We start from the raw sequence: 23137 nt of genomic DNA on the forward strand, positions 1-23137 counted from the left end.
CAGCTCGTCGACGCCCTGCGCCGACACGCTCACCCCGACACCGGCGCCGACACCAAATCTGTCGGTGCCGCCGCCTAGAGTTCATCGTGGATCGTCACCCAAATTCCACGCGACTCGGGACATGCTCCGCGATCACCCGGGCATCTTTAGCGTCTGTCTTGGCCTCCCCGCCACGATAGGTCGCCGACGCCTGCCACACCGAACGGCCCGCCAAATACCGCACCGGCTTGCCCGCCTCGGCCAGCACCGTCAACAACAACGAGGCATACACCGAGCTCAGATCGACCGTCCAGGACACCTCCTGGCCCAGCTGCTCGACCTCGGCGATCACCGCAGCGATCGGGTGCTCGTCGTTGACGAGCTTGCGCGAGAGCACCTGCTTGCCAGCGCCATCAACCACGCAGACCCAGTGATGTTCCTTACCGACATCCACACCAACCCAGAGCCGGTCCGCCGCCATCGCCACCCCTTTTCACTTGTCTGCCAACATAATCCCCACAGACAACCCCGCCAGCACATCCCTAAAACAGCGATCGCATCGCAGATCTCAATCAGCGGCCAGAGAAGTCCAAGCGGGTCGGGCGGCCAGTCCATTCAAGCCGCACTTGTCGAGCTCGGCAATCCCACCACAGCCTCACCCGACCCACCGGGTTGCAACACAACGTAGCAACACGCTGCAACTGCACCTACAAACTTAGGGATCCCACCACCAAACCTGCCCATGCTCCGCGGCGGCGTCAACGACTACCACCACCCAGAACGCCTCCTAGGCAAGGGTGACGAAGCGGTCTAGTTGGCTTGATCCCCGCGCCTGAGCGAGGCGAGATCAGCCAGGCAAAATCCGTGCCGAATTAATTGCCATACGAGGCGAATTGAGCTTTACGCTACTTCTTCGCCGCGTTCGCGAGCATCTCCGCGGCAATGCTCTCGGCCTCGTCGTCGATCGAGTTGCTGCACGCCCAGGCTTCCACGACCACATTGGACACCGACGCCAGCGCATGCTGGCAGCCCCATCCCCCGGCGTAGCGCTGCGTGGACTGCTGGGTCAGGATGTCGCCAGAAACGTTGGCCTCGCCGATCTTCCAGGTCGAGTGCACATCGGAGTTGTCGATGTCGATCGACGTGCCGCTGCACTTCTCCCACGATGTCCTGGATCCCTCGACGAACGCCCTCGCCTTCTCCGACGACGGATAGAGCACCGCGATCTGCTCGACCCAATGCTCGTTGTCGGTGTCCGGCTCCTGCAGCACCTCATCACGTACAGCCGTCCAATCACTGCCGCCGTAGACCAGTTCCTCGGCGCCGTAGATCGCGCCCAGGCAGTCGATGTCTGACACCCCGTCGGAGTTGTCGCTCAAGCTCTGCGCTGACGCGGTCACCCGGATTCCGGTGGCACCCATGACGCCGTTGACCTCACCGGAGCTGAGCAGGACCCGGTCGAGATCGGACTCATCAAGGCGAGCCACGTCGGTGGGAACGGGACCGCCGCCCTGGCCGCGCAACGCCGTGCCGCTGACGGTGGACACACATCCGGACAGCAATGCACCGACCAGGACGGCGGTGCAGAACGCAGGCGCGCAACGGTTCACGCTCGATATTGTCCCCCGGCTGGGAGTTTCCTGTGTCCCCAACGCCGGATTAACGTCCTCGGATGACCTTGTCCTGCATGGTCCTGACCAGGCTGACCGCCCGGCCCGAAGACTGCCGCTGAGCCGCCGTGCCGCCGGTGACCGCGGCGTCGACGTCGATGACACAATCGGCGGCCAGACCGACGGCTCGTTCGGTGGGAAACGCCGCGTCGCCCTGGTTGTCTGAGTTGATTACTGTCGCCGACAACACCCGCCCGTCCACCTTCACATCGGTGACCTTCTGATACAGCTCGATACCGGCCTGGTTGTGCAGTGGGGTGCGTACGGTTTTACCTTCGCACTCCTTCCACCGCGCGACGAAACCGTCGAACATACGTTGTGCATCCGTCTCGGAGCCGAGCTCGACGACACCCGCGTCCACGCTGGACACCGTCTGGCCGCCACCGAAATTCGAGAATTCCTGCCAGGCGGCACGACGGACGTCGCCGCCCTCGTAGACCACCCGCATGAACGGTGTGATCGGGCCGAGGCATTCGATGGGATCGGCTCCCGCGTTGTCCCGAATCCCGTTGGGCAACACGTCAATTCCGCCGATTGTCGGGAAGTCGGTGTCGGGCAAGGGGTTTCCCGCGGCCTGGCCGACCTCGGCCCTGGTGGGCAGGACGGCGGCGAGGTCACGCACCGAGCCTGCAGGGCCCTGGCGCGACGCGGTGCCGTCGACCATGCTCGTGCAGCCCGCCAGCATGACGATGCCGACAACGGCACCCACTGTCGATCGCCCCCGAACGACGGGTTGGTCGCGTGTGATCGAGCCGCCCCCTACTACTTCTTCGCCTTGTCGCCGGTCTTGTCTCCGCCGGCGTCGGTGGACAGCGCGGCGACGAAGGCTTCCTGCGGCACGTCGACCCGCCCGATCGTCTTCATCCGCTTCTTGCCCTCTTTCTGCTTCTCCAGCAGCTTGCGCTTACGGGTGATGTCACCGCCGTAGCACTTCGCGAGCACATCCTTGCGGATGGCCCGGATATTCTCGCGCGCAATGATTCTCGACCCGATGGCCGCCTGCACCGGCACCTCGAACTGCTGGCGCGGGATCAGCTCCTTGAGCTTGGTGGTCATCTTGTTGCCGTAGGCCTGCGCCGAATCCTTGTGCACGATCGCACTGAACGCGTCGACGGCCTCGCCCTGCAGCAGGATGTCCACCTTGACCAGTGCGGCCTCCTGCTCGCCGGCCTCCTCGTAGTCCAGGCTGGCGTAGCCGCGGGTGCGCGACTTCAGCGAGTCGAAGAAGTCGAAGATGATCTCCCCCAGCGGCATCGTGTAGCGCAGTTCGACACGTTCGGGCGACAGGTAGTCCATGCCGCCGAGTTCACCGCGCCGGGACTGGCAGAGCTCCATGATCGTGCCGATGAATTCGCTCGGCGCGATGATCGTGGTCTTCACCACCGGCTCGTAGACCTCGCGGACCTTGCCCTCAGGCCAGTCCGACGGGTTGGTGACGACGAGCTCGGTGTCGTCGTCCTTGATCACCCGGTAGACGACGTTGGGCGAGGTGGAGATCAGATCGAGGTCGAACTCACGCTCGAGGCGTTCGCGGGTGATCTCCATGTGCAGCAGGCCCAGGAAGCCGCACCGGAACCCGAAGCCCAGGGCCACCGACGTTTCCGGTTCGTAGGTGAGCGCGGCGTCGTTGAGCTGCAACTTGTCCAGCGCCTCACGCAGATTCGGATAGTCCGAGCCGTCGACCGGATACAGCCCGGAATAGACCATCGGCTTGGGTTCGCGGTAACCCGTCAGCGCCTCGGTGGCGCCGTGGCGGGCGGTGGTCACCGTGTCACCGACCTTGGACTGGCGAACGTCCTTCACACCGGTGATCAGGTAGCCGACCTCGCCGACGCCCAGGCCGTCGCTGGGCTTGGGTTCTGGCGAGACGATGCCGACCTCGAGCAGTTCGTGAGTGGCGCCGGTGGACATCATCTTGATCCGCTCGCGCGGGTTGAGCTTGCCGTCGACCACTCGGACGTAGGTCACCACACCGCGGTAGATGTCGTACACCGAGTCGAAGATCATGGCTCGCGCGGGAGCGTCGGCGTCTCCGACCGGTGCTGGGATCAGCCGGACCACCTCGTCGAGCAGCTCGGGGACACCCTCGCCGGTCTTACCGGACACCCGCAGCACGTCATCCGGCTCGCAACCGATGATGTGGGCGATTTCGGCGGCGTAGCGCTCAGGGTCGGCGGCGGGCAGGTCGATCTTGTTGAGCACCGGGATGATCGTCAGGTCCCGGTCCAGCGCCAGGTAGAGATTGGCCAGGGTCTGCGCCTCGATGCCCTGAGCGGCGTCCACCAACAGCACCGCACCCTCGCAGGCCTCCAGCGCGCGCGACACCTCGTAGGTGAAGTCGACGTGGCCCGGGGTGTCGATCAGGTGCAGGACGTAATCGGTGTCGCCCACTTTCCAGGGCAGCCGCACGTTCTGAGCCTTGATCGTGATGCCGCGTTCGCGCTCGATGTCCATCCGGTCGAGGTACTGCGCGCGCATGTCACGGTCGGCGACCACCCCGGTGATGCCGAGCATCCGGTCGGCCAGCGTGGACTTCCCATGGTCGATGTGGGCGATGATGCAGAAGTTCCGAATCTGCGCCGGCGCCGTGAAAGTCTTGTCGGCGAAACTGCTGATTGTGTTTCTCCTGGTCGGGTGGTGCTTCGAGGGGGCCCTCGGGTCTGTCCAGGGTATCGACTGGGGCCCTTCGGAACACAATCGCCGGCAGCCGAGCCTCCGCGTTCCGCCTAAGCTGTCGAGAATGGCGTCGCAGTGGAAGACGTTCCAGAGGTTCGCAGAGCACCTCGTCTTCAACGAGGCACCCAAATTCATCCGGCAGCTGCCGATCCCCCCGGCCGTGCCGCGCACCATCCAGCAGGGTCTCAAGCTGGGTATCGAAGCGCTGGTGGCCGGTTCGGTGGCAACCGAGGAGCGGCCCGCCGCGATCACGGCCGGCCGGCCGGTCACCGACAACAGCGTGCCGACCGCGCACCGCGCCCGCCGGCTGGTCTACGCACCGGATCTCGACGGGCGCGCGGATCCCGGCGAGGTGGTCTGGACCTGGGTGGTCTACGAGGATGACCCGACCAAAGGCAAGGACCGGCCGGTGCTGGTGGTCGGGCGCGACCGACGCACGCTACTGGGGCTGATGCTGTCCAGCCAGGCCCACCATGCCGAGGACGGCAATTGGATCGGTATCGGCACCGGCAGCTGGGACTACGACGGCCGGCCCAGCTGGGTGCGGCTGGACCGGGTGCTCGACGTGCCCGAGGAGGGCATTCGCCGCGAGGGCGCAATCCTGGAGAAGTCGACGTTCGAGCTGGTCGCCGCGCGGCTGCGCGCCGAGTATTCGTGGAGCTAGCCGCCTTGCGTGATGTAGGCCTGTAACTGCTCCTGCTCGGCCTGCAGCTGTTCCATCCGGTTCTTCACGACGTCGCCGATGCTGACGATGCCGACCAACCGGTCGCCCTGCATCACCGGGACGTGGCGTACTCGGTTGTTGGTCATCAACGCGCTCAGGTCGTCGATCTGGTCGTCGGCCGTGCAGGTCACCACGACTGTGCTCATGATGTCGGACACTGAGCTCCGTAGCAGCTCAGGGCCGTGATCGTGCAGCTTGCGGACCACGTCGCGCTCCGAGACGATGCCCACCACACGCCCGTCGGGGCCGACCACGACCATGGCGCCGATGTTGTGGATGACCAACTCGGCGAGCAGACCGGTGACGGTCGTCGTCTCGGTGACCGTGGCCACGGTCGATCCCTTGGTGCGCAGGATGTCGGCGATACGCATCGCCACCCCCTAGTGATGGATGTCACACCAGGCTAAGACTTTCCGCGCCCCCGCGGGAAGCAAACCGCGATGGTTGCGTTAAGACAGAACGGACGAAGGAGGTCGGCATGGGCACACTGCCTACGACGCAGTTGGGCGACGGACTGACGGTCAGTGCGATCGGTTTCGGCGGGATGGCGCTGACACCGGTCTACGGCGCGGTCGACGACGCCGAATCGCTGGCCACCCTGCATCACTGCCTCGACGTGGGCGTGACCTTCATCGACACCGCCAACGTGTACGGCGTCGGCGCCAACGAGAAGTTGATCGCCAGGCTGCTGGCCGACCGCCGCGACGAGGTTCAGCTGGCGACGAAGTTCGGCATCGACGGCGATCCGACCACCGGCAAGCGGATCGCCCGCGGTGACGCCGAGTATGTGCGCACAAGTATCGACGAGAGCCTGGAGCGGCTGCAGACCGATGCCGTCGACCTCTACTACATGCACCGCCGGGATGTGTCGGTGCCGATCGAGGAGACCGTCGGGGCGATGGCGGAACTGGTGGCCGCGGGCAAGGTGCGCCATCTCGGGCTCTCCGAGGTGACCGCCGACGAGTTGCGCGCCGCCGTGGCCGTGCACCCGATCGCGGCGGTCCAGAGCGAATGGTCGATCTGGAGCCGCGACGTCGAACGCAATGTGGTGCCTGCCGCTGCCGAACTCGGCGTCGGATTCGTCCCGTATTCGCCGCTGGGGCGCGGCTTCCTCGCCGGCGCGGTCCGGTCGGCCGATGACCTGACCTCGGCCGGCGACCTCCGCAGCTACATGCCACGCTTCGGCGCCGATGTCCTGGACGCGAATCTGGCTGTGGTGCAAGAGGTCACCTCGGTCGCCGAGGAGGTCGGCGCGACGCCGGCCCAGGTGGCGCTGGCGTGGCTGCGGCAACGGGCCGATGCGCTGGGGGTGGCCTCGTCGCCGATCCCCGGCACTCGCCGGGCCGCGCGCGTCGACGAGAACGCCGCCTCACTGTCGGTGACACTGACTGCCGACCAGATGGAGACGCTGGAAGCAGCAGGCGCCAAGGTGTCCGGCCACCGCTCGATCGACCCGGGCTGGGTGTCCTCGGCCCGCGAGTGAATGCGCTCACTCCGATAGGGACTGGCTGACCCGCAACGCCATTGCGGCATCGTCGAATTGTGCGGCCTGACTAGTGATCCGGCCGATTTCGCTGGGGCGCTTCAGTAGACCCCGAACCGAGATGACCGCGACCTGTTCGGCAACCCGGATCGCTTCGGCGACGCGGTCGCCTTCGTCGGTGTGCAGCCGGGTGCGTTTCTGGGCGCCCTCGTCGAAGTTCAGCAACAGCCCGGCCGTCTCCTCCCGATCGCAGTCGATGAACTTGCCTTCGGCGATCGCCGCGCCGATCAGGTCGGCCACCCAGTCTTTGAGCCGTTCGTAGTCGGTCCAGAACTGGTGGAATTCGGTGCGCTGGTCGTGGGCGATCCGTTGGATCTCGTTGAAGTCGATCGGCGACAACGCCAGCTGCATGGTGTCGAAGCGCAACAGCCGGTACAGCTTGACCGCAGGCGATCCGGAACCGGCGCCGACGCCGGAAATGAACTTCAGCGGCGCCCGGTTCACCAGCAGCGTCTCCCCCAGCAGCTGCTCCTTGTTGCGGAACCAGTAGTAGAGCGACGACTGCTGAAGTCCTGCGGCCCGCGCGATATCGCTCATCGTGGTTTGCGCGTAACCCTTTTCGGAGAACAGCCGGGTCGCGGCGTTGACGATCCCGGCGCGCGGCGACGTCCTCGCCGTCGACTCGGCGTCGTTGCGGGGTCGTCCGATGGATCTCGGCACGCCGCGAATTGTACGGTGATCATGGCCGATCACCGTCAGCTCCGGACCGGCGGAATCGGGCGTCATCGGCGCGGTGGGACCTCGGAGTGCGCCCGGTCGACCACATCGCGGGCGGCAGCCACGACATCTCGCCACAGCTCGAGGCCGAACGCCTTCGACGCGCGCGACGGGAATCCGGTCACCCCGTTTGTCGAAACCTGTTGGACCGGATAACGGAACACCGTGCCCGCGGTGCGATCGGGATCGTCGGCGGTCAGCATCGCATCGGTGTCGACCAGTTCGGGCCGCACCACCAGCATCAGCGCGGTCTCGGCCGCGTTGGCGTGCCAGTCGACTGCGTCCTCGGTGGCTCGGCGGGAGATGTCGGGCGTGAGATCCCACCACTGCATGACACCGATGCGGCGATCGGGGTGTATCCGCCGGAACGTGTCGCAGGCCAGCCAGAGGGGTGCGGAGTTGCCGACGTGGCCGTTGACGAACAGGATCCGGCGTACCCCGGAATGCACACAGGCCTGCGCGACGCGCACGGCGGCCGCCGCGGTCTCCTCCCCGGTGAACGCGACGGTACCTGCGAGCTCGGTGCCGTGAAAGAAGCTGGCGCCGAAGGCCAGCGGCGGCAACACCAGCGCCACGTCACCGGCGGCGGCCTCGGCCACCGCGACGGCCATGATGGTGTCGGTGCCGACCGGCAGATGCGGTCCGTGCTGTTCGGTGGCACCGACCGGGATCAGGGCCACCGTGTCGGGGTCGTGGGCCAGGCGCGCTGCGATCTGGACCGAGTTCAGCTCCTCCCAGCTGCTGCCCATCAGAAGAACCGCAGATAACGCTCTGACTCCCACGACGACACGTGGGCGTTGAACGAATCCCACTCCAACTTCTTCTCGGAGATGAACGAGTCGTACATCTCCGGTCCGAACACGTTGCGCACCAGCGGGTCTGCCTCCATCGCCTCGATCGCCTCACCGAGCGAACGGGGCAGCCAGCTGATCCCGCGGTCGATCAGCTCGGCTTCGGAGAGCCGGTAGAGGTTGTCGCGGTTGGGCTCTCCGGGGTCGAGCCCTTCGCGGACACCTTCCAGTCCGGCCGCCAGCATCAGCGCCCCACCGAGGTAGGGATTGTTGGCACTGTCGGCGGCCCGGCATTCGACCCGGCCGCCGCCCCTGGGGATTCGCAACATGTTGGTGCGGTTGTTGTCGCCGTAGCAGGCGAATACCGGCGCCCAGGTCAGTCCGGACATGCTGCCCTGCTTGACGAGCCGCTTGTAACTGTTGACGGTCGGCGCGATCACCGCGCAGATCGCCGGGGCGTGCCGCAGCACGCCTGCGATGAACTGATAGCCGAGTTCGGACAGGCCGCAGCCGCGCGGATCATCGGGAGCGGCGAACGCGTTCACCCCGTCGGGGGTTGCCAGGGACATGTTGTAGTGCGCGCCGCTACCGGTCCGGTCGGCGAACGGTTTGGGCATCCAGGACGCGAACAGGCCGTGCTTGCGAGCGATTTCACCGACCATCATCCGGAAGAAGACGAAGCGGTCAGCCATCGAGACGACGTCGGTGTAGGTGAAGTCGGTCTCGAACTGCCCGTTGCCGTCTTCATGGTCGAATGAGTAGACATCCCAGCCCAATTCGTTCATCGATGTGACAATCTCGTCCACCACACCGAAGTTGTGCAGCATGCCCCTCAGGTCGTAGCACGGCTTGTCGAGGTTGTCGTCCGTGCTGGCGGGCTCCGGTACGCCGGAGCTGTCGGACAGCAAGAAGAACTCGGTTTCGATGCCGAGGTTGAACGTGTAGCCCAGCGACGCCGCGTCAGCCGTCACCCGCTTGAGGATCTGCCTGCTGCACGCCTCGAAAGGTGTGGTTCCGATCCACAGATCGCCAGGAAACCAAGCGATCTCGCGGTTGAACGGCATGATGATCGCGGCGCTGAGGTCCGGGTGCGGAGCGACCTCGTCGTCGTTGACATCCTGGGGCACCCCATCCAGCGCGGCGCCGGTGAACATCTCCGACCCGAGTGCGGCCTGGTGCAGATGGCCGAGCGGAACCATCTTCGCCTTCGGTTTGCCGTGCATGTCGACGAAGCTGATCGCCGCGTAGCGGACTCCGGCTGCGGTGAGCTTCTCGGCCACCTCGTCCACTTGCGCGTGCTGGGTCTTGCCGTTGAGCGTGGCGGTCATCGTTTCCCTTTCAGCCTGCCGAGGCGAGATCGTCTGTCTTGCCGATGATTCCGAGCTCGCGCCCGAGATAGCGGTAGAACTCCCAGAGCGGACGTTCCAGATGTGACAGGCGACCGGTGGAGCTCACCCCCGACCGGATCGCCCGCTGTACCGCCGCGCAGACGTCGAGGTCTTCGCGATGGATATCGCAGATCATCTTGATCAGCTCACTACGACGGGCGTCGAGGCCCGGCGCGGCCAGCGCGGCCGGTGACATGCAGATGTCGAGGAACAGGTCGATCTTGCCGGCACCGACCGGAAGAACCTTGAGCCAGTAGAAGTAGCCGGGCCCCATGGCGATCTGCAACAACGGGTAGGCGATGAAGATGAGTGACTTGTGCGAATGTTCGGGACTCAACGTCGGCGCGCCCGGCGACAAGAACGGCGGGTCCGCGGGATAGCCGGGCGCCTGCTGCGACCACATCGTGGTGAAGTAGTCGCCGACCTCGCCGGTGTAGCTCAGCGCCGCCGGGAACTGCTCCTCCAGCGAGCCGCGGTGCGGGCCCATGTGGTGGTAGCACTCCATGAAGTTGTCCACCATGATCTTCCAGTCCCAGTCGCAGATTCCCCACTCGGTCTGCTCGACGGTCTGGTAGTTCTCGAAATCGTAGGGATCGACGACCGGTTCGAGGGCCGCATACTGCTCGGCGACGGGGCTTGCCTGGCCGTCGATGTTGACGAACACGAAGCCTTTCCACACGTCGTGACGGAACTGCTTGAGCGCCCAGTCTTTCCGCTCGAATCCCGCGGACTGCTTCATCTCCGGCGCGCCCGCCAGATGGCCGTCCAGGCCGAAGGACCAGAGGTGGTAGGGGCATTGCAGCACCCCGGCCGCGCCGGCACCACTGCATACCTCCATCCAGCGATGGGTGCAGTTGCGGGACAACACCCGGATGTCGTCGTTGCGGTCGCGGGTCACCACCAACGGCATGCCGAGGATGTCGATGCTGTAGTAGCTGCCCGGCGTGGCGAGCTGCTCGGTCCGGCACAGCGGAATCCAGCCACGCTTGAAGATGCGATCGACCTCGTCGGCGTAGAGGTCGTCGCTGCCGTAGGCCTCCGGCGGCAGGGTGATGGCGTTCTCAGGCGAGTCCACCGCGCAGGTGGTGGCGAGTCGGGAGTAATCGAATGACATTGCCGTTCCTCGTGTTGCGATGGAAAAGCGAGCGATGGCCGCCACAGGCGTCGTGACAGTGTCGACGGTACGGGCCGTCTGTAACTGTGCTGTTTCCGATCAGTGAATGACCTATTGAAACTCATTACGCCGATCGAGTGGTGATCACGAGATTTAGCGACCGGTTCTGGCCGGAAGGCCTCAATAGGCTATTGAAAATAGCTCGGCACGCCGGACCAACGGGGTTCAATTGCCGCTCTGTCACGTCCCAGCGGGGTACTAATGACGCCATGATCGACATCACGCTGCTGGGCACTGGAAGTCCGATGATCGACCCGAACCGCGCCGGACCGTCGACCCTGGTCAAAGCCGGCGAACAACTGTTCCTGGTGGACTGCGGGCGCGGGGCGCTGATGCGGGCCGCCGCAGCCGGTGTCGGCGCGGCCAACGTCACCGCGCTGCTGCTGACGCACCTGCACAGCGACCACATCACCGATTTGTCCGACGTCATCACCACCCGCTGGGTGACGACGTTCGTGCCCACCCCGCTGCCGATCATCGGCCCGCCGGGCACCAAGGCCGTCGTCGACGCGACGCTGGCCGCGCTGGCACCCGACATCTCCTACCGGATCCACCATCACCCCGACATCACCGAACCGCCCTCGATTCAGGTGTACGAGTACACCGAGGGCCAGGTATGGGACGAGGGCGGTGTCCGGATCACCGCCGCACCCACCGACCACCGGCCGGTCGAACCGACGCTGGGCTTCCGCGTCGAACACGACGGCGCGACGGTGGTGCTGGCCGGTGACACCGTGCCGTGCACCAGCCTGGACACGCTGGCGCAGGGAGCCGACGCCCTGGTACACACGGTGATCCGCGCAGACCTGGTCCAGCAGATACCGCTGCAACGTCTCCGCGACATCCTCGACTACCACTCGTCGGTCGAGCAGGCCGCGGCCACCGCGGCCCGCGCCGGGGTCGGCACGCTGGTGCTCACCCATTACGTGCCGCCGCTGGTTCCCGGGCAGGAGGATCAGTGGCGCGCACTGGCTGCCACCGAGTTCAGCGGACCGGTGGAAATCGGCGACGATCTGCTCCAGGTGTCCATCGGGAACTAAACCACCGCCGCGCACGACTGATGTGCGATGACGACGACGGCAGAACCCTCGACACGACGCGCTGACTCCGCGGTGCTGCGCCGGATCTGGCGGCTGCACTTCTGGGTGGGATTGTTCGCGGCCCCGGTCCTGGTGGTCCTGGCCTGCTCCGGGCTGGTGATCCTCTACAGCCAGCCGCTGGACGCCTGGACCAACAAACACCTGCTGGTGGTCGAGCCGGGACCGGAGACCGTGCCGCTGGACGCCCAGGTCGCCACCGCCAAGCAACACGTCAGCGCCACCGACACACTCGAGGCGGTCACCCCGCCTGACAGTCCGACCGGGTCGACACGCATGGACTTCTCGGCCGCCGACGCGCAGGGCTATCCGCAGGCCGAGGCCAACGTGATCCAGGTGTTCGTGGATCCGTACACCGGCGCGTATCTGGGCCAGCGCGATCAGCTGTCCGGTTTGGTCGGCTGGGCCAATCAGCTGCACCGGATGTTCGGCAACGACGGGCCGCACGTGCAGCTGCCGTCCTTGGGACACCTGATCAACCCGTCGGCGTATCCCGAGTCCACGATCCCGGTCGGGATCGGCAACCTCTGGATGGAGCTGACTGCGACGTGGATTCTGGTGCTGCTGGGCACCGGCATCTATCTGTGGTGGCCGCGGGCGATCGAGGCCGCCAAGCCGCTGCTGAAGGTCCGGTGGCGACAAGGTGGCCGGGTCCGGTGGCGTGACGTGCACGCGCTGACCGGCGTGATCATTGCCGTCATCCTGGCCGGCTACGTCCTGTCCGGGATGACCTGGACGCGCTACTGGGGTGAGAACTGGCGAGCGGTCACCGCCACAGTCACGCCCTCGAGCGAGATCGATGCTCCCTCGACTCCGGCGAAGCTCGGCGACTACGACCGGCTGGGCCGGCGCATCGCCTGGGCGGCGACCGACGATCCGATCTATGCCTCGCAACCCGACGGCACCGGTGCAGCCCGGCTGTCCTACGCCGACATCGACAAGATCGCGAAGGACGAGCACATGGTGCCCGGCTACTCGATCTTCCCGCCGTCGGACTCCAGCGAGGATGGCACGACGGTGTTCGGCAGCTACACCGTGGTCAACCGCTGGCCGCAACGGGTCTCCGAACAACGCACGCTGTACCTCAACCAGTTCACCGGCGCGACGATCACCAACGCGACCGCCGCTCAGGACGGCGCGCTGTCGAAATTGACCAGTTTCGGGATCGCGATGCACATGGGCAACCAAATGGGTTGGCTGACACGCATTTCGGCCACCGTCGCCTGCCTCGGCGTCCTGCTCAGCGCGCTGACGGGCCTACTGATGTGGTGGAAGCGCCGCCCGTCCGGACAGAGCGGACTGCCCGGTCCGGCCAGTGCGGCGACGCGCACCAACACACCGAAGCGGGCGATGGTGACCGTTGCCGTCGTCGCAATCGTGCTCGGGATCTTGTTCCCCGCGTTCGGCATCTCGCTGATCGTGGTGCTCGTCGCCGAGGCGATCATCGCCGCCCGGCGTGATCACGCCAGCCGGGTGACCTCCACCACCACGTCCAAGTCGGTGGACCCCTCCCCGGAGTAGATGCCCTTCAATGGGGTCACGTCGGCGTAGTCGCGGCCGACCCCGACGCTGATGTACTGCTCGTTGATCTGAGAATCGTTGGTGGGGTCGTAGTTCCACCAACTGCCCGTCCAGGCCTGGATCCAGGCGTGACTCTGGCCGTCGACGGTGTCACCGACCTTCGCGTTGCGTTTGGGATGTAGATACCCCGAAACGTAGCGCGACGGAATTCCCATGCTCCGCAACAGAATCAGTGTCAGGTGCGCGAAATCCTGGCAGACACCCTTCCCCTCGCGCAGGGCGTCGACGCCCGAGGAGTGCACACCCGTGGTGCCGGGGACGTAGTTCAGTTCGCTATGCGCCCACTGGGCGGCGGCGATAACCGCCGCTTGCGGGTCGTTCTCCTTGACGATGCGCCTGCCGACCCGCTCGAGGCGCTTGCTCACCGGGGTGTAGTGGGTGGCGCTGAGCACCTCATCGAAGCGGTCCCGAACCGCCTCGGAAGCGAGCTCGTTCCAGGACACTTCGTCAGTCGGGGCTTCGTCCTCCTCGGTCTCGACCACCGACGATGCCGTCACCTCGAGTTCGGTGTGTGGCGCGTGCAGGTCGAAAGCCGTTACCGCAGTGCCCCAATAGTCGACGTAGCGGTAGGACCGAGTGGCCGGAATGGTCTCGACGCGGTTGAGGATGACGTTCTGCCGTGAATCCGAGCGCGGCGTGAGCCGCGCTTCGTTGTAAGAAGCCGTGACCGGCGATTTGTAGGCATAGCCCGTCGCGTGCACTACCCGCATCCGCCACATCAGCTGCTCCTCTTCTTCGTCGGCTCTTCGCCCGAGAGGCTCATCGCTGCACAAGCGCTCATCAACGTCAGATCTCCCCTTCTTCGATGACCAGCGCGCCGTGCTGCCCGGCATCCGACCACGCCACCCACGGGGCGGAGTGGAAGTACTGCAGCGCCACCGCTTCTCCGACGTCGCGGCAGGTCTCCTGCAGGCTCGCGAGCCGTTCTTCCAGCGACTCGAGCAGCACGCCGGGTTGGATGAATTCCAGCTCGCTGCGCGCCCTGCCCAGCAGCCGCTGAGCTTCTGCGGTGGAGCCGACTCGGTTGTGCGCACGGTGCATGAGCTCGTCGAGACTGTGCTCGGCCAGCTTGAGCGAGTAGTAGATCGACCGCGGGAAAAGCCGGTCCAGCAACATGAATTCGACGACCCGACTGGCGTCGAGCACACCGCGGTAGGTACGCAAGTAGGTGTCGTGGGCGCCGGCCGAGCGCAACACCGTCACCCATGCCGGCGAAGAGGCGCTGTCCCCGACCCGGGACAGCAAGAGCCGCACCGTCATATCGACGCGCTCGATCGCGCGGCCCAGCACGAGGAAGCGGTAGCCGTCGTCGCGGGACAATGTGGAGTCGGCCAGTCCCGCGAACATCGCCGCCCGGCCCTCGATGAAGCTGAAAAACTCGTGCGGGCCGAGCCTGCGAGCCGCGCGCTCACGTTCGGCCAGCGCATTGTAGGTGGTGTTCAGGCACTCCCACATGTCCGAGGAGGTGACTTCCCGTGCAGAGCGGGCGTTTTCACGCGCCGCCGAGATCGCATCGACGATCGAGCAGCCGCCTTCCAGATCTCGGCTGAACGCCACCAGATCGGTCAGCGACCACAGGTCGAGCTGATGTTTGGGCGGCTCGATGCCCAACACCTGCAGCAAGATGCGGGACGTCTGGTCGGGGTCGACGCTGGAGTCCTCGAGGAGCTGGTGGACCGTGATGTCGAGGATGCGGGCGGTGTCGTCGGCCCGTTCCACGTAGCGGCCGATCCAATAGAGCGCTTCGGCATTGCGGGCCAACATCAGTGCATCACCTGCTGCTGCTGTTGCTGTTGCTGGCCTTGTTGCTGTCCTTGCTGTTGCTGGCCTTGCTGCTGCTGACCGGAGGATTCGGAGCCCTTCTCGGCCACCGGATTCTTGGCGGGTTTGGGGATCTTGCGGACGACCTCGGCGGCGCCGAGCTCGCGGGCCGCCACCGACGTCTTCGAGGCCAGCACCCAGGTGTCCTTGGACCCGCCGCCCTGACTGGAATTCACCACCAGCGAGCCCTCGATCAATGCGGTGCGGGTCAGGCCGCCGGGCAGCACCCACACCTCCTCGCCGTCGTTGACGGCGAACGGTCGCAGGTCGACGTGCCGCGGCGCCAGCGCATCCCCGACCTTGGTCGGCACCGTGGACAACTGCACCACCGGCTGCGCGATCCAGCCGCGCGGGTCGCCGATGACCTTCTTACGAATCGTGGCCAGTTCCTTTTCCGAGGCGTCCGGGCCGAACACGATCCCGTACCCGCCGGAGCCCTCGACCGGTTTGATCACGAGCTCGTCGAGTCGGTCGAGGACCTCTTCGCGTTCGTTGTCGAGCCAGCAGCGCAGCGTGTCGACGTTGGCCAGCGACGGCTTTTCGCCGAGGTAGTACTCGATGATGGTCGGCACATAGGTGTAGACCAGCTTGTCGTCGCCGACGCCGTTACCGACCGCGCTGGAGATCACCACATTGCCGGCGCGTGCGGCGTTGAGCAGGCCCGCCACCCCCAGCACGGAGTCGGGGCGGAACTGCATCGGATCGAGGAAGTCGTCGTCGATGCGGCGGTAGATCACGTCGACCTGGCGCTCACCCTCGGTGGTGCGCATGTAGACGACGTTGTCGCGACAGAACAGATCGCGGCCCTCGACCAGTTCGACACCCATCTGGCGGGCCAGCAGGGAGTGCTCGAAGTAGGCGGAGTTGAACGGGCCCGGGGTCAGGACGACGACGGTGGGGTCGGCCTCGTTGGTTGCCGCGGCGTTGCGCAGCGCCCGAAGCAGGTGCGACGAGTAGTCGCCGACCGCGCGCACCCGGTGGGTGGCGAACAGATTCGGGAAGACCCGTGCCATCGTGCGCCGGTTCTCCATGACATAGGAGACGCCCGACGGTGAACGCAGGTTGTCCTCCAGCACCCGGAACGTGCCCTGGGCGTCACGGACCAGGTCGATGCCGGCAACGTGGATGCGCACCCCGTTGGGCGGATTGATCCCGGCGGCCTGCCGGTGGAAGTGCTCGCAGGACGTGATCAACCGGCGCGGGATGACGCCGTCGCGCAGGATCTCCTGGTCGCCGTAGATGTCGTCGAGGTACATCTCCAGCGCCTTGACCCGCTGGGTGATGCCGCGCTCGAGCCGGGACCATTCGGCGGCGGAGATGACGCGGGGCACCAAGTCGAGCGGGAATGGCCGCTCCTGACCGGACAGCGAGAAGGTGATGCCCTGGTCAATGAAGGCGCGGCCGAGCGCCTCGGCCCTGGCTTCCAGCTCCTCGGCGTCCGACGGGGCGAGTTCGGCGAAGATCCCCTTGTACGGCCCGCGGACGTTGCCCTGGTTGTCGAACATCTCGTCGAAGGCCTTGGCGTATGAGCCCATGTTGTTGTAGCCGCCGAAGATATGGTCGTGTTTATGCGGCTGTCGCGAACCGTTGCGTGACGACCGGCTGGCTTCCGAAGGCAGGGTACGAAGGCTCACCCGTCACATGCTGCCGCAACATCGCCGTTTCGGCAGGCCAGTGAGCTCCGCTTTGGGAGATTGATGCCCAGACTGGTACCCTGAACAGTCGCTGCACGTGGGCCCGGCGGCCCCGGCAAGACAGAGACCCCCAAGCTTGAAGACGAGGAACTAACGCGTGGCCAACATCAAGTCGCAGGAAAAGCGCATCCGGACCAACGAGCGGCGCCGGGTGCGCAACAAGTCGGTGAAGAGCTCGCTGCACACTGCGATCCGCGGGTTCCGTGAGGCAGCTGCCGAGGGCGACAAGGACAAGGCGGGCGAGCTGCTGGTGGCGACCAGCCGCAAGCTGGACAAGGCCGCCAGCAAGGGCGTGATTCACAAGAACCAAGCGGCCAACAAGAAGTCCGCGCTGGCTCAGGCCTTCAACAAGATCTGATTCAGTCCCGGCCGCTACCGGCGGCCAGGTGCGCGACCTTGCGCACCGCATCCTCAAGGGCGTAGTCGGCGTCAGCCGCTACGCCTTTGACGTCTGCATTCAGCGCCGCCACCAGCCGGATCGCGGTCGCCACGTTGTCGCGTGACCACCGCCGCGACTGTTTCTGCGCCTTCTGGATGCGCCACGGCGGCATGCCCAGCTCGCCGGCCAGCCGGTACGGGTCTCCCGACAGCGGCGCCACGCGGGCGATCGTGTGCAACGCCTCGGCCAGCGCGTCGGCCAGGACGACGTGCGGGACGCCGGCCATCATCGCCCACCGCAGCGCTTCGGCCGACCCGGCGACGTCGCCGACCACGGCCTTGTCCGCAATTTCGAATCCGGTGACCTCGGCCTTGCCGCTGTGATAGCGCCGGACCGCGACCGCGTCGATCCGGCCGTCGGTGTCGGCGACCAGCTGTGAACAGGCCGCCGCGAGTTCCCGGATGTCGGAGCCAACGGCGTCGAGCAGTGCGGTGACCGTGTTGTCGTCGACCTTGACCTTCAGCGCGCGGAACTCGGCGCGGACGAAGTCGGCCCGTTCGGCGGGCTTGGTGATCTTGGCGCACGGGTGCACCTGGGCGCCGAGCTTCTTCAGCTGGTCGGCCAACGCCTTGGCCCGCCCGCCGCCGGAGTGCACGACTGCCAGCACCGTGCCCGGCGGCAGGTCGGCGGCCGCGTTGGCGATCAGCTCGACGGCCTCCTTGCCCGCTTCGCCGGCCGACTCGAGCACGACCACCCGCTCGTCGGCGAACAGAGACGGGCTGAGCAGTTCGGCGAGCTCGTTGACCGACACCTCGCCGGCGCGCAGCCGGTCCACCGGAACATCGGCGCTGCCGGCTGTGGCGCGGGCGGTCCGCAGCACCTCGGAGATGGCGCGGTCGACGAGTAGCTCCTCGTCACCCAGGATCAGATGCAGGCCCGCCGTCTCGCTCACCACCCGATCGTTTCACGACCGGCCGACGCCGGCCGACACCGACCTTGAACCCGCGCCACAGCACCACGACGGCGAGTGTGGTTCCGGCGACCGTCGCCACCCCGGCGAACCCGGACGGCACCGACACCGAGGCGCCGGGAAGCTCCGCGGAAACCGACGCCACGCGCAGCAGCCACCACAGCTCGGGACCGGTGAAGCGAATCAGCAGACCAGCGGCAGGCGGCGCAAGCCAGCAGACTGCCGCTGCCGCGGTGCCCAGCACGGTGATCGGCGGAATGACCACAGCGACAGCCAGATTGGCGAGCACTCCGACCAGGCTGAGCCGCCCGGAGATTGCCGCCACCAGCGGTGCGGTGACCAGCTGGGCGGCCAGCGCGATGCAGACCGCCTGGGCCAGCGGCTTCGGCCAGCCGCGTGCGATCAGCCGCGCGGCCCAGCCTGGCGCCAAGACGACGAGCGCGGCGGTCGCCGAAACAGACAACGCGAAGCCGGCGTCGACCGCCAATTGTGGTGCCAGGATCAGCAATCCGAGCACAGTGGCCGAAAGCACCGGGATGGCCTGGCGCCTGCGGGCGCTCAGGATGGCGACCAGCGCGATCGCGCCCATCACCGCGGCGCGCAGCACACTGGCGGTGGGCTGCACCACGACGACGAACGCCAGCAGTGCCACCGCCGCCAGGCCCAGTGCCGCCCGCGGGCCGACGAGGCCCGCCGACAGCAGCACCGTCCCGCACACGATCGTGACGTTGGCACCCGATACGGCCATCAGATGGGTCAAACCGGCGGTCCGGAATTGCGTTGTGGTGTTGGCGCTCACGGTCGAGGTGTCGCCGAGCACGAGCCCGGGCAGGATCGCGGCCTGATCGGCGGGCAGCACGTTGCGCGCCTGAACAGCGAAGCGTTCACGGACCGTGCGAGCCGCGCGCTGCAGCGGCGACGCCCGGCCCAGCGTCGGCTCACCGGTGGCATTGAGCACAGCGACCGTGAGGTCGTGGCGGGTCGGCCGGGTGATACGGGCCTTGAACCGGGCGGGCTGGCCCGCCCTCAGCTCGCCAAAACCCGACATCGATGCGAAAACCACTACACTGCCCGACATTTCGCCACCGTTCAGCTCCGCCAGCGCACCCCGAAACATCAGCCGCCCGCTGCCCAACGCCCGGGGATCCTCCCCCGGCGTCACCGTCACCGCGGCTACCGTGCCGAACCGTTGCGTGATGGGATGGTCGCGCACGGCGCTACTGCGCAGCGTGGCCGCCAGGGCGAAACCCGCCCCGATCACCGCAGCGCCGATCACCGCGACGGCACCCGTACGCAGCACCGGCCGAGTATCCCCGCACCAACGGGCCAACCCCGCCCAGCCGATCCCCACCGCCGCACACGCCGCGATCAACACCGGCCCGATCGCCCAGGTGATGCCCGCGGCGGTGACCACCCAGGCGGCCGTCGCCGCCGGTACCAGGCGCAGATCCAGCGCGGCCGCGTCCGTCACACCCGGACCAGCGCCCGCAGTTTCTCCAGCCGCGCCGGGCCGATGCCGTCGACATCGCCGAGTTGGTCGACGCTGCCGAACTTTCCGTTGGCGTCGCGCCAGGCCACGATCGCGGCGGCCGTCACCGGGCCGACACCGGGCAGTGCGTCGAGCTGTTCGACGGTGGCGGTGTTCAGGTCCACAGGTTCGGCGGGTGGGCCCTTCCCCGGCGCAGCCGGTGGCGTGGAGGCGGCCGGCGGTCCCCCGCTGACCGAGCTGCCGAGTGCGGTCGGCTGGCCTGCCGGAGTGCCGATACCGACGACGATCTGCTCGCCGTCGCTGAGGTGGCGGGCCAGGTTCAATCCCAGGGTGTCGGCCCCACCGATCGCGCCACCGGCGGCCGATACGGCGTCGGCGACGCGGGCGTCGGGGGCCAGCGTCACCAGGCCTGGCTTGGCGACTAGTCCGACGACGCTGACGACGACGGGGCGGTTGGCGTCCGGGGTGGGCCGCGCGGACGCGGAGGACACCATCTCCACCGGCGGGAGTTTGGCCGACACGACGGGCGGTGGATCGTCGCGCATCAGGGCGAACACCGTGATGAGCACGGCGACGACGGCGATCACCGCGAGGGCGATGCCACCGGCACGGCCGGGATCGGCCCGGATCGCGGCAACCCAGCCGCGGGAGGCGTTCCCGTCGGGAATCCAGCTGGGCACTTCGATCTCGTCGTCGGCCTCCTGCTCGGCGTCAGCGGGTTCGCCGACACGCAGGCGGGCCAACGGCTGCTCGGTTCGCATGCCGCGAACGTAAGCCGCGCGGGCCACGCGAATCCGCTGTGCGAGACGTCCGGTGGCGCACCTGTGGATGAATCCGCAACTGTGTACACGCAAGCGCCTAGCCAGGGAGGACCGCCCATGACCGTCATCACCGACCGCCCCATTCGCGTGATCCAGTGGACCACCGGCAACATCGGCCGCCGGTCGCTGCACGCGATCATCAGCCGGCCGGACATGGAGCTGGTCGGGGTGTACGCCCACGGCGCCGACAAGGTCGGTGTCGATGCCGCCGAGCTGTCGGGCTGGGCCCAAGAACATGGTCAGCCCACCGGGATCACCGCGACCAACGACATCGACGCGCTGCTGGCGGCCGAGCCCGACGCCTGCTGCTACAACCCGCTCTGGCCGAATGTCGACGAATTGGTGCGGCTGCTGGAGGCCGGGGTCAACGTGTGCTCGTCGGCGGCGTGGATCACCGGTGGGAAGCAGTCCCCGGAGGATCTGGCGCGGATCCGAAAGGCTTGCGAGCAAGGCAATTCCACGATCTTCGGCAGCGGCGCGCACCCCGGGATGACGAACATGGTCGGCATGGTGCTCTCCGGCTCGTGTGAGCGTGTCGACGAGATCCGGATCACCGAGTCCGTGGACTGTTCGACCTACGAGTCGGCGGGCACCCAGTCCGCGATGGGCTTCGGCTGCGCCCCGGACACTCCCGGGCTGGAAGAGAGTGTGCGCCGCGAGAGCGAGGTCTTCGCCGAGTCCGCGGCGATGATGGCCGACGCGATCGGCGCCACCCTGGACCGGATGACGTTCGACGTCACGTTCACCACCGCCACCGGCGACAGCGACCTCGGATTCATGACGATCCCGGAGGGCACCGTCGGCGGTGTGTACGGCTATCACCGGGGCTGGGTCGGCGACCGCAATGTCGTCAGTGTCGGCTTCAACTGGATCATGGGCGATCACGTCGTTCCGCCCAAACCGCTCGAGCACGGCCACGTCATCCAGGTATTCGGTGTGCCGAACATGCGCACGGTGCTGCACTGCCTGCCGCCGAAGAACTGGCCCGAGCCCGGCTTCATGGGTTTGGGCATGATCTACACCGCCCTGCCGGTGACCAACGCGGTGCCTGCCGTCGTCGCGGCCAAACCGGGCATCGTGACGCTGGCCGACCTGCCCCCGGTGACCGGCAGATTCTTCGCATCGTAGGCCGACGGGAATGGATCCGGACTACAGTCCGTTTACTCCGGGGTGTAGCGCCGGGCACCGGGTCCGGCAGCACCGGATCAAGGAGAACCCCCGATGACCGCACCGGCTCAGACCACCGACCTCACCGCTGGAACCTGGGCGATCGACCCGATCCACTCGTCGATCGCCTTCTCGGTACGCCACCTCGTCGTCAGCAAGGTCCGCGGGACCTTCGGCACATTCAGCGGCGCGGTGACCGTGGCCTCCGACGGCACCCCGTCGGTATCGGCTGAGATCGACGTCGCGTCGGTGCACTCCGGCAACGAACAGCGCGATGCCCACCTGCGCGCGGCCGATTTCTTCGACGTCGAGAAGTACCCGACCGCCACCTTCGTCTCGACGTCGGTCACCCCTGACGGCGAGAACTACCTTCTGGACGGCGACTTCACCCTCAAGGGGGTGACCCGGCGGATCAGCCTGGCGTTCAAGTTCAACGGGGTGAACCCGGGCATGGGGCACGGCGCGGTCGCCGGCTTCGAGGCATCGGTTGTGTTGAACCGCAAGGACTTCGGTATCGACATCGACATGCCGCTGGAGACCGGTGGAGCCGTCGTCGGCGACAAGGTCACCATCACGTTGGAGATCGAAGCACTCAGGCAGGCCTGATCGGTCCTGGCGGGGCGGGGTCGACGGCGACGACGACCCCCACCGCGCCGGCGCCGACATGCACGCCGAGCACCGGGCCCAGGTCGGTGATGACGGCGTCGCCACAACCGGGCAGGGCCGCAGCGAGAGTGGCCGCCAAATCGGTTGCGACGTCCGGGTTGTCGATATGGTGGACGGCGAGCGATGCCCGCTGCTCGCCGACCACCTCGAGCACCTGCTCGATCATCGCGGCCTGGGCTTTGGATGCGGTGCGCACCCGCTGGGCCAGCACCAGCCGACCCTGCTCGTCGATGCGCAGCAGCGGCTTGAGCGCCAGCGCGGTGCCGAGCCAGGATGCCGCGGTGCCGATCCGGCCGCTGCGACGCAAGTTGTCCAGTCGTTGCACGACGATGTAGGCGCGCACCCGCGAAACCGCCGATTCACCTTCGGCGGCAACGGTTTCGAGGTCGGCACCCGCGAATGCCGCCCGGGCGGCGGCGAGCGCCACAAATCCGGTGCCCATCGCCGTCGACTTCGAGTCGATCACTCGCACCGCCCCGCCGAACTCGCGGGCCGCGTATTCGGCGGCGCCCAGCGTGCTGGAGAGCTCGCCGGAGATGTGGACGGCCACCACGCCGTCACCACCGCTGTCGCGCAACGCATCCCGGTAGGCCTCGGCGAGTTCGCTCGGGGTGGCGCCCGCCGTCGTCACGTGCCCGCGCTGGTACAGATCAGCAGGGACGGCATCGACACCGTCCCGCAGATCCTGGCCGTCAACCAGGATGTGCAGCGGCACAACGCGGATATCGCAGGCCCGGACCTCATCTATCGGCAACCGAGCCGACGAGTCGGTGACCACGATGACGGCCAT

The 23137-nt window shown here is 67.0% G+C and carries 22 protein-coding genes and 1 pseudogene; 7 read left to right on the forward strand and 16 right to left on the reverse strand.

The annotated features are described in order from the left end of the window. Positions 1–109: 109 nt before the first annotated feature. The 4 genes and pseudogenes from HPC46_RS07095 to lepA all read right to left on the reverse strand — a co-directional run. A pseudogene (locus HPC46_RS07095) lies at positions 110–460 on the reverse strand (IS110 family transposase); the annotation flags it as partial. A gap of 424 nt (positions 461–884) precedes the next feature. Continuing rightward, complete coding sequence (locus HPC46_RS07100; protein WP_179468256.1) at positions 885–1589, reverse strand: sensor domain-containing protein; 705 nt, start codon at positions 1587–1589, stop codon at positions 885–887. Between the two features lie 49 nt (positions 1590–1638). Beyond that, the gene (locus tag HPC46_RS07105) at positions 1639–2358 is read right to left on the reverse strand and encodes a sensor domain-containing protein (protein ID WP_179468258.1); all 720 of its coding nucleotides are present in this window, start codon (positions 2356–2358) and stop codon (positions 1639–1641) included. A 53-nt stretch (positions 2359–2411) separates the two neighbouring features. Continuing rightward, positions 2412–4346: a translation elongation factor 4 gene (lepA, locus tag HPC46_RS07110; RefSeq protein ID WP_407665475.1), complete on the reverse strand. Its 1935-nt coding sequence runs from the start codon at positions 4344–4346 to the stop codon at positions 2412–2414. Positions 4347–4389: 43 nt separating this feature from the next. On the opposite strand from lepA, the gene HPC46_RS07115 reads away from it, so the two are divergent. Further along, positions 4390–4989 (forward strand): type II toxin-antitoxin system PemK/MazF family toxin, encoded by a 600-nt coding sequence (locus HPC46_RS07115; RefSeq protein WP_179468260.1) that lies wholly within the window; start codon positions 4390–4392, stop codon positions 4987–4989. Here the strand turns inward: HPC46_RS07115 and HPC46_RS07120 are convergent. Next, positions 4986–5420 (reverse strand): CBS domain-containing protein, encoded by a 435-nt coding sequence (locus HPC46_RS07120; RefSeq protein WP_005144921.1) that lies wholly within the window; start codon positions 5418–5420, stop codon positions 4986–4988. The genes HPC46_RS07115 and HPC46_RS07120 overlap by 4 nt on opposite strands. Positions 5421–5527: 107 nt before the next feature. Here HPC46_RS07120 and HPC46_RS07125 point away from each other — a divergent pair, with 107 nt between their 5' ends. Next, entirely contained in the window at positions 5528–6532 is a 1005-nt protein-coding gene (locus HPC46_RS07125) for an aldo/keto reductase (protein WP_179468262.1), read from the forward strand. A 6-nt stretch (positions 6533–6538) separates the two neighbouring features. On the opposite strand, the gene HPC46_RS07130 is transcribed toward HPC46_RS07125, so the two are convergent. The 4 genes from HPC46_RS07130 to HPC46_RS07145 form a co-directional block, all read right to left on the reverse strand. Next, a complete protein-coding gene (locus tag HPC46_RS07130) occupies positions 6539–7252 on the reverse strand; it encodes a TetR/AcrR family transcriptional regulator (protein ID WP_325096589.1) in 714 nt (237 codons plus the stop codon). Between the two features lie 62 nt (positions 7253–7314). Next, positions 7315–8058: a creatininase family protein gene (locus HPC46_RS07135; RefSeq protein ID WP_179468264.1), complete on the reverse strand. Its 744-nt coding sequence runs from the start codon at positions 8056–8058 to the stop codon at positions 7315–7317. Next, positions 8058–9428, reverse strand: coding sequence for a type III glutamate--ammonia ligase (glnT, locus tag HPC46_RS07140; RefSeq protein ID WP_179468266.1), 1371 nt, complete (start codon positions 9426–9428; stop codon positions 8058–8060). The genes HPC46_RS07135 and glnT overlap by 1 nt, the downstream gene beginning before the upstream one ends. A 10-nt stretch (positions 9429–9438) precedes the next feature. Further along, entirely contained in the window at positions 9439–10602 is a 1164-nt protein-coding gene (locus HPC46_RS07145; protein WP_179468268.1) for an aromatic ring-hydroxylating oxygenase subunit alpha, read from the reverse strand. Between the two features lie 269 nt (positions 10603–10871). Between HPC46_RS07145 and HPC46_RS07150 the strand changes: the two genes are divergently transcribed. Next, positions 10872–11702, forward strand: coding sequence for a ribonuclease Z (locus HPC46_RS07150; RefSeq protein WP_179468270.1), 831 nt, complete (start codon positions 10872–10874; stop codon positions 11700–11702). 27 nt (positions 11703–11729) lie between these two features. After that, the gene (locus HPC46_RS07155; RefSeq protein ID WP_179468272.1) at positions 11730–13280 is read left to right on the forward strand and encodes a PepSY-associated TM helix domain-containing protein; all 1551 of its coding nucleotides are present in this window, start codon (positions 11730–11732) and stop codon (positions 13278–13280) included. On the opposite strand, the gene HPC46_RS07160 is transcribed toward HPC46_RS07155, so the two are convergent. The 3 genes from HPC46_RS07160 to HPC46_RS07170 form a co-directional block, all read right to left on the reverse strand. Continuing rightward, the gene (locus tag HPC46_RS07160) at positions 13220–14059 is read right to left on the reverse strand and encodes a transglutaminase family protein (RefSeq protein ID WP_179468274.1); all 840 of its coding nucleotides are present in this window, start codon (positions 14057–14059) and stop codon (positions 13220–13222) included. The genes HPC46_RS07155 and HPC46_RS07160 overlap by 61 nt on opposite strands. A gap of 67 nt (positions 14060–14126) precedes the next feature. After that, entirely contained in the window at positions 14127–15104 is a 978-nt protein-coding gene (locus HPC46_RS07165) for an alpha-E domain-containing protein (RefSeq protein WP_179468276.1), read from the reverse strand. Further along, positions 15104–16795: a circularly permuted type 2 ATP-grasp protein gene (locus HPC46_RS07170; RefSeq protein WP_179468278.1), complete on the reverse strand. Its 1692-nt coding sequence runs from the start codon at positions 16793–16795 to the stop codon at positions 15104–15106. The genes HPC46_RS07165 and HPC46_RS07170 overlap by 1 nt, the downstream gene beginning before the upstream one ends. Before the next feature lie 157 nt (positions 16796–16952). Between HPC46_RS07170 and rpsT the strand changes: the two genes are divergently transcribed. Then, positions 16953–17213 carry a 30S ribosomal protein S20 gene (gene rpsT, locus HPC46_RS07175; RefSeq protein ID WP_179468280.1) on the forward strand — a complete coding sequence of 87 codons (261 nt, stop codon included), beginning with the start codon at positions 16953–16955 and terminating at the stop codon, positions 17211–17213. 1 nt (position 17214) lies between these two features. On the opposite strand, the gene holA is transcribed toward rpsT, so the two are convergent. From holA to HPC46_RS07190, 3 genes are read right to left on the reverse strand one after another with little or no spacing between them, the layout of a single operon-like run. Continuing rightward, positions 17215–18186, reverse strand: a complete 972-nt coding sequence (gene holA / locus HPC46_RS07180) for a DNA polymerase III subunit delta (RefSeq protein WP_179468282.1) — start codon at positions 18184–18186, stop codon at positions 17215–17217. Further along, positions 18149–19675: a ComEC/Rec2 family competence protein gene (locus HPC46_RS07185; protein WP_179468284.1), complete on the reverse strand. Its 1527-nt coding sequence runs from the start codon at positions 19673–19675 to the stop codon at positions 18149–18151. Before HPC46_RS07185 ends, holA begins: the two co-directional genes overlap by 38 nt. Then, complete coding sequence (locus HPC46_RS07190) at positions 19672–20454, reverse strand: ComEA family DNA-binding protein (protein WP_179468286.1); 783 nt, start codon at positions 20452–20454, stop codon at positions 19672–19674. Before HPC46_RS07190 ends, HPC46_RS07185 begins: the two co-directional genes overlap by 4 nt. Before the next feature lie 117 nt (positions 20455–20571). On the opposite strand from HPC46_RS07190, the gene HPC46_RS07195 reads away from it, so the two are divergent. Both HPC46_RS07195 and HPC46_RS07200 read left to right on the forward strand, forming a co-directional pair. Next, the gene (locus HPC46_RS07195; protein WP_179468288.1) at positions 20572–21642 is read left to right on the forward strand and encodes an NAD(P)H-dependent amine dehydrogenase family protein; all 1071 of its coding nucleotides are present in this window, start codon (positions 20572–20574) and stop codon (positions 21640–21642) included. Between the two features lie 93 nt (positions 21643–21735). Continuing rightward, complete coding sequence (locus tag HPC46_RS07200) at positions 21736–22287, forward strand: YceI family protein (RefSeq protein WP_179468290.1); 552 nt, start codon at positions 21736–21738, stop codon at positions 22285–22287. On the opposite strand, the gene HPC46_RS07205 is transcribed toward HPC46_RS07200, so the two are convergent. Then, the gene (locus HPC46_RS07205; protein ID WP_179468292.1) at positions 22274–23137 is read right to left on the reverse strand and encodes a DegV family protein; all 864 of its coding nucleotides are present in this window, start codon (positions 23135–23137) and stop codon (positions 22274–22276) included. The two genes, HPC46_RS07200 and HPC46_RS07205, sit on opposite strands and share 14 nt — an antisense overlap.

Source organism: Mycolicibacterium vinylchloridicum (genome assembly GCF_013404075.1).
GTDB lineage: Bacteria > Actinomycetota > Actinomycetes > Mycobacteriales > Mycobacteriaceae > Mycobacterium > Mycobacterium vinylchloridicum.

What these genes read in the sequence shown, in the direction of transcription:
- HPC46_RS07190 (WP_179468286.1), bottom strand. Translation starts at nt 20,454, where the DNA reads ATGCGAACCGAGCAGCCGTTGGCCCGCCTGCGTGTCGGCGAACCCGCT.
- HPC46_RS07165 (WP_179468276.1), bottom strand. Translation starts at nt 15,104, where the DNA reads ATGTTGGCCCGCAATGCCGAAGCGCTCTATTGGATCGGCCGCTACGTG.
- HPC46_RS07205 (WP_179468292.1), bottom strand. Translation starts at nt 23,137, where the DNA reads ATGGCCGTCATCGTGGTCACCGACTCGTCGGCTCGGTTGCCGATAGAT.
- HPC46_RS07125 (WP_179468262.1), top strand. Translation starts at nt 5,528, where the DNA reads ATGGGCACACTGCCTACGACGCAGTTGGGCGACGGACTGACGGTCAGT.
- glnT (WP_179468266.1), bottom strand. Translation starts at nt 9,428, where the DNA reads ATGACCGCCACGCTCAACGGCAAGACCCAGCACGCGCAAGTGGACGAG.
- HPC46_RS07200 (WP_179468290.1), top strand. Translation starts at nt 21,736, where the DNA reads ATGACCGCACCGGCTCAGACCACCGACCTCACCGCTGGAACCTGGGCG.
- HPC46_RS07115 (WP_179468260.1), top strand. Translation starts at nt 4,390, where the DNA reads ATGGCGTCGCAGTGGAAGACGTTCCAGAGGTTCGCAGAGCACCTCGTC.
- HPC46_RS07120 (WP_005144921.1), bottom strand. Translation starts at nt 5,420, where the DNA reads ATGCGTATCGCCGACATCCTGCGCACCAAGGGATCGACCGTGGCCACG.
- HPC46_RS07195 (WP_179468288.1), top strand. Translation starts at nt 20,572, where the DNA reads ATGACCGTCATCACCGACCGCCCCATTCGCGTGATCCAGTGGACCACC.
- HPC46_RS07155 (WP_179468272.1), top strand. Translation starts at nt 11,730, where the DNA reads ATGACGACGACGGCAGAACCCTCGACACGACGCGCTGACTCCGCGGTG.
- HPC46_RS07160 (WP_179468274.1), bottom strand. Translation starts at nt 14,059, where the DNA reads ATGTGGCGGATGCGGGTAGTGCACGCGACGGGCTATGCCTACAAATCG.
- HPC46_RS07145 (WP_179468268.1), bottom strand. Translation starts at nt 10,602, where the DNA reads ATGTCATTCGATTACTCCCGACTCGCCACCACCTGCGCGGTGGACTCG.
- HPC46_RS07135 (WP_179468264.1), bottom strand. Translation starts at nt 8,058, where the DNA reads ATGGGCAGCAGCTGGGAGGAGCTGAACTCGGTCCAGATCGCAGCGCGC.
- HPC46_RS07150 (WP_179468270.1), top strand. Translation starts at nt 10,872, where the DNA reads ATGATCGACATCACGCTGCTGGGCACTGGAAGTCCGATGATCGACCCG.